Origin of the sequence: Paenibacillus lentus, assembly GCF_003931855.1 — a bacterium.
Classification (GTDB): Bacteria; Bacillota; Bacilli; order Paenibacillales; family Paenibacillaceae; genus Fontibacillus; species Fontibacillus lentus.
This window is the reverse complement of record NZ_CP034248.1, coordinates 1424258-1443508: the sequence shown is the minus strand read 5'-3', so window position 1 is coordinate 1443508 and position 19251 is coordinate 1424258. Positions and strand designations below refer to the sequence as shown.

Sequence of the window (19251 nt, the reverse complement as noted above, 5' to 3'; positions counted from 1 at the left end):
TCATGTCAAAATAAAAAAGCAATTTTAAGAATAATTAATTCATAAAGTCTCGCTGGGCCTGTGCGATTAGTCTTTTCGTGATTTCACCGCCAACCGAGCCGTTCTCACGAGCCGTCAGATGCCCCCAGTAGCTCGAATAACCCGATGTAGCTCCAGTCGTACCAAGTTCTCCTGCAAACTCTGTATCGGCAAAGCCAGATGTCCCTGCATTGCGACCCACGGCCAATCCGAATTCGGCGGCTATCTCATATTTCCACTGGTGCAGTACTTGATGGCTCTCCGGAATGATTTTACGATTGCTTCTAGCCATACTCTTGGCACCTCCTTATAAAATGAATGCTTCAAGGAGTAGTATGCTTCATGAGCCATCGGCTAGCCGTCTCAATGTTTGTTACTACTGGTATTATTCTTCCATGAGGACATCTTACGATAATTTTCTCTTACTTTATAGAATACTCTCCGCGCACCATAACGGTTAGTGGATGTGTCTGACCCTCTTGATGCTGAATACCCCGGCCTTCTCTTGGGAAAGATAACAAATGATTGTTCGTAACCGTACCTCCATTTGTGATGTCCTTCCCATCCGTTAAATCAGCTACACCATTCTGATCTTCACTAAAGATAACTGCTTTTCCTGCCCTTACGACAAATTCTGATCCTGCGGCCGCAATGAGTTTCTGGCCAGGCTTCACTTGAACAATTTTCACATCATCATCTGAGGATGGTGCTGCAGCGCTGCCTCCTGACGTACCTGTGCTTGCATCCGCAGCTCCTGTAGAAGGTGACGAGCTGCCACCCCCCTTTAAAGCCTGTTGGATCTGCTGATCGACATAGCTCTTGGTCACAACAGGATCATCTGCGGTTCCTGGCTGATTCGTCACGGATGCCCCTTCTACATTCTCATTTAACAAAGATCCTGCCCATACCCCGCCACCTATTAAAACAATTGCAGCTGCCACTTTCCACGTATTCTTCATTAGTACCTCCTATTTATGTCCAAGGTTCTATTAAAATTATTTCACTCCAACTATTAATCTATTTTATGATAGTAGGTTTAAGAGATGGAAACAAGCAAAAATCCCTACAAGAGGGATTTTTGCTTAGTTTATAAATATTAATATAAATCATCATTTACAAAATATGCAGCTTTTGAGGCAATCTTTGTTTTCTCTCCTTGATAAGAATCATAAATAGAGAATTGGAAGCCTCCAGATCTAGTAGTTGAGAAGATTGGATCATTGATAGCAAAAGAGAAGTTTTGATTATTACCTACGATAAAGTCTTTCTCCAGTTCGATTTCCTTCTCGAATCTTGCACCGCTGGAATCAGTAACTTCAAGTATAAACTTATGCTGGAATTCGCCCATATCGTACGTCAAGTCTCGTTTCAGGTCGTACTTCATCTTCACTTCTAAGCCCGAAGAATTCGTACGTCCCTCAATTTCTTTTACAGTTAACGTGTACGGGAACAATTCAACATCCTTCAACGTACTTTGAATACTTCTGCTGTCCAGATTCAGCTCCATGGCCGATGCATTTACGAATCCTGTCGGTGTATCCTCTGGACCTGCAAATTTATTCTCGATAATGCTCTCGCCTACAACCAAGTTCCAATTGGATACTGTTGTTCCTTTAGGTACCTTCGCGGAGAATGTGACTAAGCTTGCTGAATCAGGTCCTACCGCACGTTTCACCTGGTTAACATCCGCTTTGTAATACTGACCGTCATCCGTTTGGAAATAACCCGTCATCTGGGAGAGGCTTGTTTGTTTATTTTCCAGATTTCTCATAATGAGCTCCGTATAGATGATATCGCTTGTACTTCCTTTATACAAGTATGTCTTACGTGTCTTGAGATCAGATTTCCTGCCAGCCGTATCCAGATTGAAATATGTTCCCTCTGCAACCATTGTAGGCTCGCTAGTATTACCATAGTTAGAGAACATAATCCAGTTGCTTGTTTTATCTGCACCAAGCTTCTGCAGTAATTGAACCTGCAATTGAGAGAACTTTAAGCTTGAAGGCACATTTGTTACAACATATACACTCGTCTTCTCGCCTGGCCCAAGAATCTGTGTCATATTCGTATTTATCAACTGTACGGTGCTGTTAAGCTCTGTTAAATCCATTTTATAGGCACCCGCAAATTCAGGCAGCTTAGCCGCCTTTGTGCCTTTGTTAACGATGGTAATCTTCGTAGCCAACAAGTTTCCGTCATTCCAAGGTAGTTTTTGGATTGCATCTAGCGTAACGCCGAATACACCATCATTGTTTCTAATCGTACGTTCTTGGCCTTGAGCATGCTGCATCTCCGTATACTCTGGCAATTTGTATATAGCCACTGGATAGCTGTTGTTCCCCGTAGTTGGCGCTGCCGGTTCCTCAGAAGAAACCTGTGAGCCTCCGGTTGGCGTTTTTAACACGAGATCAAGCTCTTCTGCATTAACAACTACCGGAATCGTTCCGTTGATCGAGATTATTTGCTCATCATTCGGCTCTAAAACCGTTCCTTCTAAGCCACTGGAAACAAGCGGATACGATTTAGTGCCAGCCTGAATTTCAAAGGAGTAGTCAGGTAGAGTGATCGTCTTATCTCCTTTATTCGCAATTGCAAACTGAATCGACAGATCACTTTTTCCAAAGCTTTGATTTCTAGCAATACTATCTATTCTAGTTGTAATATTCGTACTATCAAGTTTTAGCAATCTTTCCTTTTTAGCAGCAGTCTTGGAGCTTTGTCCCTGCTTCGTACCAAGTCCCATGGACGCTACAGGAATTTCACCTTTTGTAGTCTCATCATTTTGCACAAGCAAGAGCTGTAGATTATTCAAATTAACGTTTTTAGGGATCTTAGCAATCAGATTGAGCGTCTTATTCTCCTGTGGCAGAATTTTAATGTTCGAGCTGCTAGCATCGGGTGTTACGGCAAATGGCGTGCCACTTGCTGTCTGGACGACATATTTCAGATTTGGATTCTCAATCGGTCTAGAGCCCGTATTCTGCAAATACAGAGCAATATTCACATAATTAGAGTCACCTAAGCCCAAAACATGAACTGACATCACTTTCGCATTCGCCGAAAACTCATTTAGCACCAATTTCCGGGTGGTATTCACAGGTGTTGCTACAGCATATGTAGACGGAATATTAATACTCCCTAACACTTGCTCATAACCAGCAACGCTAAAGTTCCATTTGACGATTTGAAAGTTCAGATCGCTGTACTTTAGATGCTTAGCTATTTTTGTCGTGTAGGTAACGTTAACTGAAGATCCTGGAACAACCTTCTTTTTCTCCTTATCTGCTCCTACAACACTTACACTATATACCGTACCTGATTTCGTTTTGACCTTCGTCCAATAATCAATGAGAGACAAGCTCTTACTGTCATTATTGTGATAAGTAAGGGTATACGTCAGTACATTACTATCACCTTGAGATAAAATATTTACATTACTTAATTTCACAGTACTCTTGCCTGTAATTTTAACACCACTTAAGTTACCCAGGGTCTTAACTACTTGCGCAGCTGCCGTATTACTTTGCGACTTCGCTGCTGCGGCACCTGCAATCCCAGTAGTACTCTGTGCCATCAAAGCCGCTACAGCCAATGAAGCTACAACCATCTTCGTCCTATTCAAGATTAAACCTCCTAATTTAAAAAGTCGTATATAGTATATACGCATTAAATTAAAAAAAGTTCAAGAAAGTATACAAAATACTGCAAAATTTGATTAAATCTTAATTTTCTTACTTAAGGACATAAAAAAGCGAGCCATTTGGCTCGCTTTTTTATTAGTCTTCGTTATAAATTGTGTTAGCTGTGAAGGATTCAACGCTGTTTCCATCGCCATCGATATCGTCTGTGATAGCACCTTTACCACCTTTGAATTCAATGCGAATTCTCTCACCCTCAGTGATTGGTCCTTCTACCCATACGCGCAATTTATTTGCATGTTCTCCTGTAAGAGCAGATACGCCTTTAACAGTGTATTTTTTGTCTTTGCTGTCTTTAACTTCGAACAGATCATTGATAAATGCATCGGAGTACTTATCACCTTTGTTCACTCTAACATTCTCAGTCAGGGTCAAGTCAAAGTAAACAGCATCTGTTACCGTACTTACCTCAACATTGTTGTTCTTTTTCTTAGGAGCAATTTTGTCCTTTAGGTCACTATTTCTGTATTCGTCAACTTTGTTACCGAACACATCAGATGCAGCACCTTTATCAATGTCTAGATAATAAGAACCAGCTTCACTAAGCTTGTTGGAACCTGTGAATTTCAGGATCAACGTCTTCTTGTCACCGCTCAACTCTGCACTGCTTGGAGTTTTGTCATTAACTCTAAAGCCATTTTTGCTGTAGCTGTTGATTTTAGCGTTGAATTTAACTTCAACTTTTTCGGTGGATACAACTTCGGAATCCCCAACTTTAATATCAAACAGCTTTTCAGGTTTTACGATTTTCTCTTTCAGCACAGATGAACCATTGGTAGTTTTAATGATGTCCCCTTCTTTGTTAGCAATGAAGTGAACTTCGATTTCATCAGAATCAACAATAATTTCTTCAATATCATCAAAATCACGTGCATCAAGACGAACACTGTCAGAGTTGTAGATGTTTACTTTACCTTCGTAAACATATCTTTGACCATCTCGAACTACAGCGTATTTGTCAGCTACAAGAGCATTTCCTTCGCCGCTAGTTGCAAGGTCAGTAGAGAACTGAATGTACACATAGTTATCTCTCAACCATGCACGCTCAAGAGTATTATCACCCAGATTAGCAGTGTTGATTTTGATGGATTGAGGGAGCATTGTGTTTTTAACGAATGCTCTGTCGCCAATTCCAGCTACTTCCAGTGTGTACTCTTTGTTGTCACCAAGATCGCTACCAAGGTTAACTTTAACTTCGTTTTCATCATCATTAAAAGTAACATCTATTTCCGGATGACCTTTGCTATCGATCCAGTCGACATCCGCAATTTTGCCATTGCTATCTTTCAGAACATAGTTTTCAAGATCTTCAACATCAGCTTTTCTTACTTTTTCACTGAATGTCAATGTTACAATATAGTCGCCAGCTTTCTTCTCAACTTTATCTTTGATGATTGTTGGGCGAATTGAATCCAGTGTAGGAGTTACTTTAGCGTCGCGATCTGCTTTGTTGTCGCTATAGTCTCTAGCACCTTTAACATAAACTGTGTTCTCGTTGTAGTTCATAGGATCTTCAAGGTAAACTTTAACCTCGTCATCCTTGATTTCATAACTCGAAGCACCGTTGGATGTAGTATTCACATAGATGTCTTCAATGTCTTTAATCGTTTCGTTGAACTTGATTGTCAGTTCTTCCAAATCATTGGTTGTAACCGATACGATTTCAGGAGCAGCAGTGTCTTCTACAACATCAAATTTGTGTTCAATTGGTGCAATTTTCAGATCAGAGAAATCTTGAACGTCGCTAACTGCTACAGTATGCTCACCAACTGGCAGGTTTGCAGTCACAATGACAGTGTTAGGATAAACATAATTTACCGATCCACCGACAGTTCCGCCATTGATTTCGTAGTTGCTGGAAAGCGTAGCTTCAGAAGCTTGAACTGGCTCACTGAATACGATTTTGAACGCTTTAGTACCCAGTCCCACAACCTCTTTAACTGTTGGTGCAGTCACGTCTACAGGAGTAAATTTAACTTCTGTATTGAAAGTAACAGTACCGTCTTCGTTTTTCACGTTGGAGATTTCAAGCTTAGTTTCGTCCTTGTTATCAAGGCTTCCACCAGTTTGTGTCAACAACAACGTTACAGTTGTTTTGTCGTCAGACAATTTAGCGGAATCAACTTCTACGTTTTTGATTTTATAATTGCTCTTTTGTTCTGCAGATGCTTTATCTACAGTACCGTCAAAAGTAACAACGATTTCTTTCAAGTTGTCAGCTTTAACACTATCAACTTTTTGAGCCACAGTAGTAACATAAGTTACTTTGTGAGTGTACTCAACATTGTTGTGAGTGAATTTCACTTCAGTTTCTTTGTTAGGCGCAAGAGCTTCGTCCAAAGTTACTTTCACAACTTCGTCGTTGGAGAGTTTGAACTCAACAACTTTACCAGCTTCAGATACTGTGTAGGAAGCAACAGTAGGAACTTGGTTAGCTTCGTAGATTGCATGAGCTGCTACAACTACTTGAGCGCGGGTAGCGTTAGCTTGGTAGTTGATGCCGGACTCGATCAAGCCTTTGTCAAGTGCAGCTTGAACGTAGCCTTTAGCCCACTCTGTAGCTGTGTTGTTAGTTTCAGCTGGAACTTCAAGATCCAATGCTTTAACTAGAACTACTGCCAATTCTTGAACTGTCAAGTTGTCGCTTGGTCCGAACAGTTGCTTAACAGCGTCTTTACCTGTCAGGATACCAGCTTGAGTAGCAGCTTCGATGTACTTAGCAGCCCAGTGGTTAACAGTATAGTTTTGATCTTTGTAAGTAGCTACGCCAGTAACCGGCTCAAGATCGATCGCTTTAACGATGATTGTCGCCAATTCAGCGCGAGTGATAGATTTGTCAAGTCCTGCTGTTCCATCTGGGTATCCATTTACAATACCAGCGGATTTCAATGCATCAAATTGTTGCTGTGCTGTCAATTTTTCGTTGGCAGCGAATGCTACAGAAGCAAACATGGAGAATGCCATTGCTGTAGACAAAGCTACGGATAAAATTTTCTTCATAACCTTTTTTTCTCCTCCTTGAATATCCTTCATATGAGAGTTTTCTTTAAATGAATAGCTCGTGTTACTCATTAGCCATTGCACCTCCTTTCCAGAGTCTTGAGCGAGTTCCTATAAATTAGGTCTGCGGTAGACCGCAGAAACTTGTAAACTATGCAAGCAAATAGAACGTAGAAGTAGACTAGTTACCTAATCCTACCTAGACATTATACAATGTATACCAGCAACCGTAAAGCTAATTTTTCTAATAGATAGACAAGTTTCCCCATAAGGTGCATCTTAGTTGTCTAATCTCGTCATATAAATTGGTCATCATTGTTAATGCTCTACATCTTAAACGCAACAGAATTCAAAAAGTTGCGCCCTTTTTAAAAAAAATTTCAACTTTGTTACTTTTCTAAGCCTATCCTCATTTACATCTTATTTCTTTCCTTGCCGCCTTACGGAAATTAGTATAACATGCCTGATTATCCCAGTCATTAAGCAACTTTTTCCAAATCCCAATATCATTATCCTATGCTCCTTTAGCAGAAATAAGACGTCCAATCGGACGTCTTATTCGCTCAAGAACATAAAGATTACTCTATTATGAGATTATTACCTGACTTTCATCGCCAGTTGAATAATCCGTGCGCGCATTTGAGGATCTGTATCTAACTTGGCATACATATCTTCAATTGCCTTCTTGTTATCTTTATAGGTCTTCTCATGCTTCATCGTAATATGTGACCAATCGATGAGCTCGTTCTCGGCATTACGAAGTGCGTTAAATGCTTCATGGAATCCAGTTTCTACTACTAGAGTCTCCATGACTTCCTGAGTCACCTCTTGGACTTTAGCCGTTTCTTCGATCTTTTTCTCCAAAACTTTCGATTTATCCTCGAATTTTGTTTTTGCTTTCATATAGCCTAGCTGAGCCTTCGATAGGATCGGTTTCATCTGTCCATATTCACCCTTTTGCTAAAATGTCTACTACTTACTTCTGCTATTGTAACGTAATCTCCAGCAAATTACAAAATGATGTAATTGGAAAAAAAGAGAGCCCTCCCGCTTTCATCACGGGAAAGAGCTCTGTAATAACTAACTTAAGTTTTTAGGGAAAATTTTCGTACTCTTCTTTAGAAGCTCTACGGTTATTTTACCAGCTTCAGCTCGGGTCATTGAACTCTTCGGATTAAAGTTGAGCGAGCTCTTCTTCTGCCCAGGAACCGTCACAGGCGTTCCAGTCATTATTTTTGCTTTATAGACAGCCTGTACTGCTGGACGGGCGTAAACGTCTATTCTAGAGGAATCTAGGAATGTTTTCGACAATGAAGACTGCAGTTTGGAGTCATTAGCATCCAATTTGAGACGTAGCGCTCTAGCAATCATAATTGCCGCTTGCTCTCTTGTTAAATCCTCGTCCACTCCAAAGTAACCCTCTCCAAGGCCTGAGATAATCCCCGCCCTTGCCGCTGTTTCAATATAGGCATAGGACCAGGTATTCGTCTTAGCCGCTGGGACAACGTCAAAGAACGTTTGATTATCATCATAGTTCAGCGGAAGATTTAATCCCTTAACTAACAATGTAGCGAACTCACCGCGTTTCACAGTGTCGTCAGTACCAAAGGAATCCGAACGCAATCCGTTGTTCATCATAATTCCTTTGGAATACAGGGCATTCAATACTTCACGGGCCCAGCCGTGGTTAGTAATGTCTTTATAGCTGCTTCTTAACTTCATTACTTTATAGTAGCCAAATTCATCAAATGGAACGGTGATGGTTCCTTTTTTCGTATCCACTTCGCCGCCGATATTCTCCCAAACACCGCTGTCCGACATGCGGAAAACAGTAATTGCTGTACCAGCAGCGTCAACCACATTAGGGTCAAAAGCCAAAGTCAACTTACCACGTTGAGACGGCTTTAATCTGCGAGTTGCATCTACGCCCATGAAACTAATCGGTTCGTGGCTATCGGCCGATGGATATGAATACCATGAAGAATACGGAGGCAATCCATTCATTGCAGGTGAATTGCCAAGCTCACCTATTCCACCACTGATCCAGTAAACGTCGGACACTCTAATAAAGTTGAATGTATTAGCATTCATATTAAACAAACTAACTTCGTAATCAGGCTTTCCAATTTTTCGATAACCGCTATCTTCTCCACTTAGTGGATCGAAAATAATATTACCGTAGTCGTTTCTTCTTTCAACAACTCCATCTGTTGGATCAGCAATTCCGAATAACAACTTATTATCTGGATAGAACTTAACAACCGTATTTCTCGGAATTACTGCATTTTGTAGCACTGTCCCTTTTGGAAAGGATAGTTCTAGTTTTTTATTAAAGACACTGTATTTATTGCTCACTTTCTCTGCCATGAATTGCGAGTCTACCGCTACAGCACTCGCATAGTAAACCCTAATATCTGTGTTCGACTTAACGCCGTTGCGATCAACTTCAATTTTGATTGTGGTCCATGCATCCTTCTTCAATCCAACATAGTCCAGAATAAAGCGGCTGGTTGCATCACTCGGCAGATCTGTGCGTTTCACCGCTTCTTCCTTGCCAATTTTGACACTTGTCGCTCCTTCTGCTTCGATATCAAAACGAACGAAGTTGCGGTTAACAATAATATCCTCACCTACGGTTGGCTGTGGCGCCAGAATCCGGAAAGCCGAAACTTCTCGTTTCACTTCCAGCTTCTGCGTAGTACGAGATCCCGTTCTGTTGATCAAGTCCAGGTTATAAACATGTACCGCTGAAATATCCTTATCAAACTTGATATCCCGAATTCGCAGAACAAAGTTATTCTGGTCTCCCGAGAAATCGTAAATTAAACCGTTAGTGCCATAGGTAGCACCGACCTTGTGATTATTCGCTTGGCTCGTATCAATATCCGTGCTGAAAATCAGCGTCGATCCGCTATAAAGTTCGACTTTCTCAGCGCCGCCTCCATGAAGAACTAAATCATAGCTTGTTCTACCGGTGGCAAACCCTTCAGCCGTTGGAATAAAATCTGTAGCCTGTTCAAATATTTTACTTAAATTATTACTGCCAAAATTCTCATAAAATACTGGTCGGTCCGAGCTGACCAACGGAGCTGCAACAGGGATAAACTTCTCCACTGTGGAAACGTTCGTGTCAATAATAAAGAAACGAATCGTCTCACTAATTTCTGTTGGAGTAGTACCTGTAGGATTAGCTCCCGTTGTCTTCCCCTTCAACACGATAGTGTTTTGACCGTAATAAAGCGGGCCATTATTATCTACATTAAAATCTAGCGAAAATTCACCCGAGATTTGGTTTAACCAACTCCCTTGGTTTCCGGGTAACTGTTCCACCCCGTTAACAATAACCTGATTATAGAAGTTATGTGCCGATACTCCGTCATTTCCAAAGCCTATATATTGACCACTTAGCGATACTGTTCTACCTGACGATGAACTAGAATCCAATTGGATTGTCTGTCCATCCAGCAAATCTTTAACATAAATTCTGTTTCTTGAGACATAGGAAATAGAGGCATTATAAAAAGCATCAACAGAACCATCAAAATAGAAACGAACTTGCTGCGTACCACTTGAGAAACCTGTCACTCTATAAACAGCCTGATTGATCAGACCGCTTGGCTGTGCAACATAAGTCAAAGTGACATCTCTCGCACTTAACGGAAGATAGGTTCCCTTCAATGATGGCGAGCTTGTAATCGGTGAGTCGCTTTCTACCAAGATATAGAATTCTGAAGAACTCACCTGAGCATTGTTTAACGGCTTCTTCGTAGCCATATCATAGTTAGCTGTATTGCCGTCATATCCTTCTAGCAAATACATATTCTTAATAATTTTCTGTCCCGGCAAATATTTAAAGGAAGCCCGTTTATTCGCTTCATATCTATCCGTTGGAGACGGCCCATAAGTAATAGCTATTTCAATGTTTTGAAGATCCGTCCCATCAAAAGGAAATTCCCCGTTCGTTGTAAATGTTACCAAACGGTAGGTTGGCGTTTGTCCATCAGGACCAGGGATAATCAAATCCTCTGATGCCGTTGCTGTTAATGTAACCGGAGCAGTACCGTTCACTTCCACTCTCAACTCATTGTTACCGTTAAAAGAAACTGACTTATATGGAAGCAACACTTGACCTGTCAGACCCGCACTATCCGGTGTCTGTGCTACGGTAGGGATCGTCTGGCTCAATAGGTCAATCGGGTCTGCATATGCCGAGTGATTTAGACCAAGCTCTACAAAAGGCTGATTCTCATCAAAGAAATATAGTTCTCTTGTTACCGTAACTTTACTGGTCTCGTTCTCTACAGCAATCGTTAGTGTATTTAAGCCTGGTTGGAGATCCATATAACTCGAGAAGAACTCCTTTTGGCTATCAATTAGCGTAGCAATTTGTCCGCTATCATTGCCAATGGAAAGAGTAATCTTCGTCGCGTTCTCGTAATTACCTCTAATAATGATTCTGTTGTTAGTTACTACAGCTCTTGCATCTTCATTTAAGCTGACTGGATCTGCACCACCGCCAGGATACAATACGTTGGCACTCACCAATGTTGGGATCCGGTCATATAAAATATAGAATGTGTCTGAGCGTTTATTATTACCTTGAGTCCCCGAAAATGTTACTTTGTTGTAGCCAGAGAATAGACGCAAGTTAACAGTAAAACGGTTATTACCGTTATCCGTTACTCTATCCGTAATAACACGAGTGCTATCCGGTGCCCATCCCCCCGATGTTGTTGAGTTCAACTGCTGGACAGTTACCTCAAGATCACTGCTTACCTGGTTAAAAATACCCTCTACCAAAAAATTCTCAGTAGCTGATACTTTGACACTTTGTCTGCTTAATCCCAATACCGGGTCAGTACTGTTTAAATCTAATGAATTCGTACTTTGCAGTTTAACGTCATCCGGAATAAAATACGTTGGCGGCGTCGCCGCTTCAACAGTTTGGGTCAGGCCAACTGGAACAATTCCAATAATTAATGATAGCAAGGCCAACCACACTAATGGCTTCTTCAAGCGCTGCATGCACTAATCTCTCCTTTGTTTTTATTTACTTTTGTAAGCGGTGCTAATTGCCCCTATTCATCACATAATTTAATTATCGGTGTAAGACAGTTAAATATTTAGAAATATATCCAAATTGTATCTACTAAAGTTGAATTACTGATATAGGAATGAAAGTAAAACGTTAGAAAAATCTTCTCTTACAACAGTAAGGGGAATGATTACATGACCCAAAGTTAGGATTAAAGCAACTACATTCAGCAGTATTCAGCAGTCTGTTTAAAACAAAACAACCCCTACCAACGTTTAAAACGCAGTAAGGGTTGTCCGATAATAAAAATTTATGATTTCGTCTAACTCTATCTCTTATTGTTCCAATTTACTATTACTTCCAACAGCTTCACTTCGATCCGCGCTCCGTGTCAGCCTTCATGCGCAGACGAGCAAAGAAATCGAGCAGTGGTCGCTTGGTCTTGCCAATCAGGCCGATGACTTCAGCACCGATTTGCAGGAAGAACACCATGATGCAAATAACGACAAAGGTTACCCAGTTTGCATTATACATAGCAGCCGACGATTGGATGACAGCAAGCACGCCGAAAAATGCAGCGATGCCGTAAATGATGAGCACCGTCTGACGGTGAGTGAATCCTAGCTCACGCAAGCAATGGTGCAGATGACCTTTGTCCGGCGAGAAAATCGGCTTCTTCTGCATCCAGCGGCGAACGATCGCAAATAGCGTATCGGATAAAGGGACGCCAATCAAGATGAGCGGCGTTAAGAATGACACGATCGCAATCTGCTTAAAGCCGAGAAGCGAGAGCAGCGCCAAACTGAATCCAAGGAAGAGGGCTCCCGAATCGCCCATAAATATTTTGGCCGGATGAAAGTTGAAATACAGAAAGCCGATGATGCTGCCAAGCAGCAGTAAGCATAGTAAAGCCACAACCACATTCCCCATAAAGAATGCCATCACAGCAATCGTCCCGATCGCAATCGCGGAAACCCCCGCGGCCAGCCCATCCAAGCCATCGATTAAGTTAATGGCGTTCGTGACGCCTACGATCCACAGGATGGTGAAGGGAATAGCAATCCAGCTCTCAACAGATGAATACGTATAAAAAGGAATATTGGCAAATTCCAGTTTAATATCGAAACCAAATACGACCACACACGCCGTAGCAATTTGCACAACAAACTTCAATTTTGCTGATAGATCAAAACGATCATCCAGCGCCCCAAGCAACAGAATCATTGTACCGCCAACAAGAAACGCCTTAATAAAATTCAGTTCACGCACAGAGAAAGATTCCGGAATAAACGGAAGTACGATAAAAAAAGCAGCGATAAATGCTAAATAGATTCCCACTCCGCCCAATCTCGGCATTAGCTTTGTATGCACTTTGCGCGCATTCGGCACGTCGACCGCACCGACTTTAAAAGCAAACTTCTTTACGAGCGGTGTCAACCCAAGCGCCAGGCCGAGCGACACGATAAACCCGATGATATATATAAGCCACATGTAAAATTCAACCCCCAATTGTTATGCCCGGAATGAATTATACTCTGTTTAAAAGTAAATCACCAAGTCCGTAATATGAGCATACTGCGCCGTTATCCTTCAAAAGTAACTTGTTTAATTCGATTTTGTCAGGTTTCCTCGCTCACGTAGCACGCGAACTACGAATTTCGGCAGCGCAAGCATTCTACGGAACCGGGTCGGTTCCTTTAACAAACGGTATAACCATTCAAGCCGAAGCTTCTGGAACACCTTAGGGGCCCGTTTAGTTCGTCCAGAGATAACATCAAAGCTGCCACCCACACCCATCATGACGGGCACAGCAAGCCGATGTTTGTATTTGGCGATCCATGGCTCCTGATTATCCGCGCCGCGGGCAACGAACAGCAAATCCGGGCTTGTTCTACGTATTTCTGCTATAATCTCGTCATCCTGCTCCAAGCCAAAATAACCGTCCCGATATCCTACGATTTCCGTCCCGGGATATTGTTCCCTGAGCCGCTTCGCGGTTTCCTGCACAACCTCGGGGCTAGCTCCAAGCAAATAGACCTTCCAGCGATAACGCTCTCCCCGCTTCATTAATTCATGCAAAAGATCATAGCCGGCCACCCGTTCCGCCACTGGATCACCACCGACCCGGGAAGCCCAGACGACGCCTGAACCGTCAGGCACGATTAACTCAGCCTGCTGCATCATCTGCTTATAGGCAGGATTCTCCAAAGCAGCCATGACCATAATCGGGTTTGCAGTGATTACTTGATGCGGTTTACGAGCGGAAACCACCTCGGTCAAATACTGAACTGTCTCCTGCATTCCCCATTTAGAAAAGGGGATTCCAAAAATCGTCACGATATTGTTGTCGCCTTCCACATCAAGCTCCCCTTACTTTCGTAAATATTCCACGATTCGCTTTGCCGGAAGCTGGGCTTCGCGCCGCAGCGCCTCCAGCTGTGCTGCATGCGATGTGCGCCACCCCTCTTGATCCAGCAGAAGGCGCTCGCTTTCGGCAGCGACAATACGGTGATCCAGATCAAAGCTTGTTCCCACAGGCACACTGCCGAGACGAGCCAGGAAATGGTCAATCTTAGGATCATACGAGATGCCGAGCAGCGGTACATTTTGCGAAGCCGCATAGATCAGACTATGAAGCCGCATGCCAATCAGTAAATCGCAACGGCTGACTTCCTCCAGCATCTCCAGTGGAGTCTCGCTTTGAGGCGCAATGCTCACTTCGCTGTCATACTCATTGATAGGATTCAACATATTCATCACGAAACGGGAAGCCTCTTCATCGCCAGGATAATGAAAGGGCAGAAAGCGAATATGAAAAGGCATTCTACTCATGATCGCATTCAGTCCCTCAGCCAGCTTCATCAGTTCTGCGCGCTGCGGATTCCAGTAGCGGACGGAGACGCCGACAACCGGAAGCTCACGCTGGCTGGCGGAATTTGCTCCTGCTGCGTTCTTCGCTTCGCCACTCGCCACAGAAGCTCCAGTGCTTGCCGGGGAAGCCGAGCTATCTGATAAGCTCGCTTCTGCTTCTGAATTCGTATCACCCGGCAGGGACAATCCCATCACCGGATCAGGAACGACCTCGATCATATTCTTCGGAACGCCGGTAGCCTTAAGTAACGCTGCTGATTCTACATCGCGAACAGAGACATACTCGCAGCGGCGGAACACAGAAGCAATGAAAGGACGGAAAATCCCGCGATTTACAGGCCCAACCCCTTGAGCATAAATGAAGGTCGGTTTACGCATCCATTGCGCCAGCTTTATGACGCCTAAATAATAAGGGATAGACTTTATCCCCGTCGCATCCTGCAGCAGGCTACCCCCGCCACTAATAAGGCCGCTACTATTCTTAATAGCGTTCCTTACTTCACCAAATTTCATCCGGTGCACAGCCTTTACACTATAAGTCCGGGTCGTCCACTCCGGATCAATCGATAGGACGACGGGCTCTAGCCTGATCCCAGCTGCCTTACTCTCTTCTTCAAGAGCAGCCAGAATCGATTGCAGCACCGCTTCGTCCCCGATATTACGAAATCCGTAATAACCGGAAACAACTACGGTTTGAGAAGACGTGGTGACCATTTCTCCCAGCACCTTTCAAGGATATACCATACTAAAGCGGCCAATAATCCAAAGATCAAGCCAAGACCTAATCCAAGCACGCTGCGAATGAGCGACAGCACGGCCGGCGTATGAATATGAGCAAAGGTATCTACCATTGACAGCTGACCAATTACCGCAACAATCATAGCATATGAAGCCCAGCGATAACGGAAAGCCGCAAATATACCGACAATGAACAATGGATGAGCTAATAAAAACTCCTTATTACGAGGCCTTACACCAAATGTATTCTCCAGCATCGCTCGGAATTCCGCTTCTCCCGGAAGCGGCGTACCCGCATTCCCGGTACGTGACAAGTAATAGAATGCGGCGGCACCCAGCACAACCGCTGCCACTACCATTACCAGAGTAATTGGCAGGCGCATCCAGGCTCGTAATTCCTGCACCAAGCTAGTACCCTTATAAAACATAATATAAACAGCAACCAAAAATATCGGTGCCAAATGCAACAGACTGACTCCTCGGAACTGGCTAAGAACCAAACTGTACGTAATATTGTTTAGCAAAGCAATTACAAATGGCACAGCCAACAAGGACAGCACCGCGGTTTTTAAATACAGCACAAGCGTGTGAGTCAGCCTGCGACCTGCTGACATATCCGGTATCGCTTTATTAAGCTCTCTCACCTTGCGCACAGCCAGAATCATTGCAATCGTAGGCGCACTGATAGAAACACCTAAAGCGAGAGCCTGCTCCAACAAAGTAGGCTTCAATACATACAATCCAGCGGAACCCACCATTCCGATCAGGAATGAGACGAGTGTCAGTGATGGTGCAAAGATGGACACCAAGAGCGCCACAAACGCCACACCACCTGCTACGACAATAGCTTTCAAATATTTTTGCCAAGGCGCATCAACAACTTGAAATGCTTCGGCTTGTCCTATTTCAAAGCCATTTTTCTTCACGCGCTCTACGGCATTTCCTGGCTCCAATAGCGTATGAACAATATTATCGAGCGGATGCGTCATCGCCGCCTTCTGCATGTCCTTACTTGGAGCGGCATTAATATAAATCATGCGAATATTACGATCCTTAGTCGCTAAGGCGATCTTATCAGAAACGATCTTCTTATCTAGGTTAACGTCGGTATCCGACAGCGAGAACAAGCGAACTACATTATAATCAGTCAAATAAGCGATCTTATGGAAGCCTTTAGGCTGAACCCTCATATTTTCAATAGCGACGATCCCAAGCTCGTGTTTGTTCAATAAATTCGCCATTGTCTCAATGCTGTTCTTCTCCTCATTCTCACGGAAGCCTTTTACGCCTTCCCCGTCGAGCATGACACGCGTTACCCCATTATCTTTATAAAAAGACAGCAGTTTGTCGATATCTTCTTCATTAAACGGTACATTATCACTAAGACGAGGTACGATGCTAAAGCCTTTATCACGCAGCATCGCAAAGGCAATCGGGTCCGTCTTCAGAAGCGGCTTCAACACCGCATCCTCCGGCCCCGCGGCAATCATAAGACCGCCGTGCTCCCCATACTGCCAGGGGAAAACAGCGATGTCCAACTTGCTCAGCCCCTGCTCGATGAGCGGTCTAAGCTGCCGGTCGTTTTCCTCGTTCGTAAAAGCAACGTAAGTATAGTTGCCATTCTCGGCAATCACGGTATTATTCTGCTTGGCAACATCCGCCGCCGTAAACAGCATAATCCGGCGAGCTTTGGACAGCTCGTCCAATGTTGTCTCAAACATCGCCATCGAGCCGACGCCAGCCTCCTTCAAACGATCGAGCTGTTCGTCCATAAAGGCCGTAGGGTCCGCTTGATAGGTTGCTACCTCCAGCAATCCGCGATAATTAAAAACAAACTCCACCTTCTTCGCCGATCCTTCTGTCTGAACACGCTGATAAATGACAGGCAAAGAAGCGACAATGCCGACTACAACTAATATCCACAACCATTTGCGGGAAGCATTATTCCACCGCGGCCAACCTTGGATCACAAAGGTACCTCCTCAATATGAATCCCGCCTCCTCCCGGTCTCATCCAGCTTGGCTGAAGCCCCCGGGAGAAGACAAAATGAAATCCATCTCGCCAACATTGGCGAGCACTCAAGCAAAATTACTCATTCAAACTCAATTCAATTTTATACATTTATTGCACCCTAGACTTATTCACCAACATGCTTCAGCACTTCTTCCTGCAAATGCTCCAACAGCGCTGCGGCATCGGCTCCTGAAGATCCTCTTACCGCGAAGTAAAACTTGATCTTTGGCTCTGTACCAGAAGGACGGAGGCAGAACCATGAGCCATCCTCAAGCGAAAACTTCAATACATTCTCTTTCGGCAATCCATAGAGACCCAGAGAAAAATCTTCGACTTTCGTTACCGAAACAGCACCAATACTCTTTGGCGGTTCGTTCCGGAATTGATCCATCAGCGCAACGATTTGCGCCAAACCGTCTTTGCCTTTCAACGTCCGGGACACTAGCGATTCGCGATAGTAGCCGAACTTGGCGTACAATTCTTCAAGCACATCGACCAACGATTTGCCTTGCTGCTTATAGTAAGCGGCAGCTTCACAAATGAGCGTAGAAGCAACGATCGCATCTTTATCCCGGGCATAATTACCAGCCAAATAACCGTAGCTTTCCTCATAACCGAACAAATATGTGTAATCCCCGGATTGTTCGAATTGATCCATTTTTTCGCCGATATATTTAAACCCAGTCAACGTATTGAAGACTTCCGCTCCATAGTATCGAGCAATTACAGCGCCGAATTCACTCGTAACGATGGTCTTAACGACTGCCCCATTGCTCGGCAGCTTACCAGCTTCTTTCATCTGGCTCAGGATATAATGAACAAGGATCGCGCCAGACTGGTTGCCTGTCAGAACTTCATACTTGCCTGCAGCATTTTTGACCACAGCGCCCATCCGATCCGCATCCGGGTCGGTACCGATCAGGATATCCGCGCCCACCTGCTCTCCCAGCTCAATCGCCAGCTTAAAAGCATCCCGTTCCTCCGGGTTTGGCGATTTCACGGTCGAGAACTCCGCATCAGGCTGTTCCTGCTCCTTGACGATATGAACCTGCGTGAAGCCCAGTTTATCCAACACGCGGCGTACAGGTACATTACCCGTACCATGAAGAGGAGTAAATACAACGACAACATCTTTCCCCGCTCCAGACGATAGCAGCTCAGGATTCAAGCTAGCTCCAGCTACTGCGTCAAAAAACGCCTCATCCTCTTCTTCGCCCAGCCAGACAAGCAGGCCTTGAGCTTCCGCCTCTTCTTTCGTCAGACGCCTTACCTGTTCAAAGGAAGTCAGCTCTTTAATATTCGCGATAACCTGCTCCGCCTCATGCGGAACCAGTTGTCCACCGTTGGCATTATACACTTTATAACCGTTATATTCCGGCGGGTTATGGCTTGCCGTAATAACAATTCCACCGGTAGCTCCAAGGTCACGAACTGTAAAGGATAGCTGCGGTGTCGGGCGCAGGGATGGGAACAGCTTGGCTTCAATTCCGTTCCCTGCCAGCACCAATGCGGCTTCTAACGCAAACTCCGGGGAAAAATGACGGCTGTCATGCGCAATCACGACCGATGGCCGCCCTTCTTGATTGCCGTGTGCTTTAAGCAGATATTGGGCCAAGCCTTGCGTTGCACGCCCCACGGTATAACGGTTCATGCGGTTGCTTCCAGCACCAATGACGCCGCGAAGTCCTCCTGTACCAAATTCCAGGTCCCGGTAAAAACGATCCTCCAGCTCCGCAGGATCACCCGTCAATGCTCTCAATTCTTCTTTTGTCGCTTCATCAATCGAAGGATCTTGAAGCCAACCATTCACTTTCTCTTCAATGCTATGACTCAATTCAGCCATGGTTAATGCTCCTCCTCAAATAATTTATCTATAT

General features: G+C 44.0%; 11 protein-coding genes. All 11 read right to left on the bottom strand.

Annotation, left to right across the window (positions count from 1 at the left end):
* Window positions 1–34: 34 nt before the first annotated feature.
* Window positions 35–310 (bottom strand): alpha/beta-type small acid-soluble spore protein, encoded by a 276-nt coding sequence (locus EIM92_RS06495; RefSeq protein WP_125081989.1) that lies wholly within the window; start codon window positions 308–310, stop codon window positions 35–37.
* Window positions 311–440: 130 nt separating this feature from the next.
* Window positions 441–977, bottom strand: coding sequence for a hypothetical protein (locus tag EIM92_RS06490; protein ID WP_125081988.1), 537 nt, complete (start codon window positions 975–977; stop codon window positions 441–443).
* Window positions 978–1114: 137 nt separating this feature from the next.
* The gene (locus EIM92_RS06485) at window positions 1115–3640 is read right to left on the bottom strand and encodes a hypothetical protein (protein ID WP_125081987.1); all 2526 of its coding nucleotides are present in this window, start codon (window positions 3638–3640) and stop codon (window positions 1115–1117) included.
* 154 nt (window positions 3641–3794) lie between these two features.
* Window positions 3795–6788 carry an S-layer homology domain-containing protein gene (locus EIM92_RS06480; RefSeq protein WP_125081986.1) on the bottom strand — a complete coding sequence of 998 codons (2994 nt, stop codon included), beginning with the start codon at window positions 6786–6788 and terminating at the stop codon, window positions 3795–3797.
* Between the two features lie 525 nt (window positions 6789–7313).
* On the bottom strand, window positions 7314–7655 hold the full coding sequence (locus tag EIM92_RS06475) for a hypothetical protein (protein ID WP_125081985.1): 342 nt from the start codon (window positions 7653–7655) through the stop codon (window positions 7314–7316).
* A 141-nt stretch (window positions 7656–7796) separates the two neighbouring features.
* A complete protein-coding gene (locus EIM92_RS06470) occupies window positions 7797–11741 on the bottom strand; it encodes an S-layer homology domain-containing protein (protein WP_125081984.1) in 3945 nt (1314 codons plus the stop codon).
* A 379-nt stretch (window positions 11742–12120) separates the two neighbouring features.
* Window positions 12121–13242, bottom strand: coding sequence for a glycosyltransferase family 4 protein (locus tag EIM92_RS06465; protein WP_125081983.1), 1122 nt, complete (start codon window positions 13240–13242; stop codon window positions 12121–12123).
* A gap of 114 nt (window positions 13243–13356) precedes the next feature.
* A complete protein-coding gene (locus EIM92_RS06460; protein WP_125085036.1) occupies window positions 13357–14052 on the bottom strand; it encodes a WecB/TagA/CpsF family glycosyltransferase in 696 nt (231 codons plus the stop codon).
* Between the two features lie 69 nt (window positions 14053–14121).
* Window positions 14122–15336 carry a polysaccharide pyruvyl transferase CsaB gene (gene csaB, locus EIM92_RS06455; protein WP_125081982.1) on the bottom strand — a complete coding sequence of 405 codons (1215 nt, stop codon included), beginning with the start codon at window positions 15334–15336 and terminating at the stop codon, window positions 14122–14124.
* On the bottom strand, window positions 15309–17330 hold the full coding sequence (locus tag EIM92_RS06450; RefSeq protein WP_125081981.1) for a DUF5693 family protein: 2022 nt from the start codon (window positions 17328–17330) through the stop codon (window positions 15309–15311). The genes csaB and EIM92_RS06450 overlap by 28 nt, the downstream gene beginning before the upstream one ends.
* Before the next feature lie 168 nt (window positions 17331–17498).
* Window positions 17499–19217, bottom strand: a complete 1719-nt coding sequence (locus EIM92_RS06445; protein ID WP_125081980.1) for a phospho-sugar mutase — start codon at window positions 19215–19217, stop codon at window positions 17499–17501.
* Between the last annotated feature and the right edge of the window lie 34 nt (window positions 19218–19251).

Excerpts from the sequence above, each read along its gene's own strand:
- EIM92_RS06495 (WP_125081989.1), bottom strand. The coding sequence starts at position 310 with ATGGCTAGAAGCAATCGTAAAATCATTCCGGAGAGCCATCAAGTACTG.
- EIM92_RS06490 (WP_125081988.1), bottom strand. The coding sequence starts at position 977 with ATGAAGAATACGTGGAAAGTGGCAGCTGCAATTGTTTTAATAGGTGGC.
- EIM92_RS06480 (WP_125081986.1), bottom strand. The coding sequence starts at position 6,788 with ATGAGTAACACGAGCTATTCATTTAAAGAAAACTCTCATATGAAGGAT.
- EIM92_RS06475 (WP_125081985.1), bottom strand. The coding sequence starts at position 7,655 with ATGAAACCGATCCTATCGAAGGCTCAGCTAGGCTATATGAAAGCAAAA.
- EIM92_RS06470 (WP_125081984.1), bottom strand. The coding sequence starts at position 11,741 with ATGCAGCGCTTGAAGAAGCCATTAGTGTGGTTGGCCTTGCTATCATTA.
- EIM92_RS06465 (WP_125081983.1), bottom strand. The coding sequence starts at position 13,242 with ATGTGGCTTATATATATCATCGGGTTTATCGTGTCGCTCGGCCTGGCG.
- EIM92_RS06460 (WP_125085036.1), bottom strand. The coding sequence starts at position 14,052 with ATGCAGGAGACAGTTCAGTATTTGACCGAGGTGGTTTCCGCTCGTAAA.
- csaB (WP_125081982.1), bottom strand. The coding sequence starts at position 15,336 with ATGGTCACCACGTCTTCTCAAACCGTAGTTGTTTCCGGTTATTACGGA.
- EIM92_RS06445 (WP_125081980.1), bottom strand. The coding sequence starts at position 19,217 with ATGGCTGAATTGAGTCATAGCATTGAAGAGAAAGTGAATGGTTGGCTT.